This is a genomic window from Microvirga sp. P4_G7 (assembly GCF_056401005.1).
The window spans coordinates 1-598 of sequence record NZ_JBFUKD010001155.1 but is presented as its reverse complement, the minus strand read 5'-3'; the positions used below and the strand labels follow the sequence as shown (position 1 = coordinate 598).

Below are 598 nucleotides of genomic sequence, written 5' to 3'. Positions count from 1 at the left end.
CAGGTGTCCGACGCGGATGCCCGTCGGACACCTGATCCGGCTTGGCGACGGAAGCGGCGTCGAGGGTGAGAACGTTGACGGCGCGATACTCGGGCGCCCGGAAGGCGGTCTTGCGCTCGGTAAAGAAGGACTGGAGTTGCTCGGCGGTCGGTGCAGGGATCTCGCCGGCCATGGCGGGCATGAGGACGAAATAGGACGCCGCACGACGTTCGGTCGCGTAGCGGTGCATGGCGTCGCGCGCGGCGGTCGGAACCGTGAGGTCGCCGATGATGGCTTCGACAAGCTGCGTGCGGGTCATCGTGCCGCGCTGCTCTTGAACGAAAGCCACCTCGGAGAGACCGCCGTTGCGAAGGAGTTGATCGAACATGGCGCGGTTGAACTGCCCGTCGGCACCGCGGAAGGACGGCTCCTCCATGATCGAGCGGGCGACGAGCTGATCGGATACGCTGAGGCCGAGCCGCTTGGTCTCCTCGGCCATGACGGCCTGGGTGATCAGGCTGGAAAGAACACGTTGATCGACACCGAACAGGCGGGCCTGCTCCGGCGTGATGACCGTGCGGAACTGACGGCCGAGGCGCTGCAACTCATTGTTGTAGGC

1 protein-coding gene is annotated in these 598 nt (G+C 65.7%); it reads right to left on the bottom strand.

From position 1 onward, the window contains the following. A partial coding sequence (locus AC1DT3_RS23590; RefSeq protein WP_477467572.1) for a SurA N-terminal domain-containing protein occupies window positions 1-598 on the bottom strand: 598 nt, incomplete at both ends.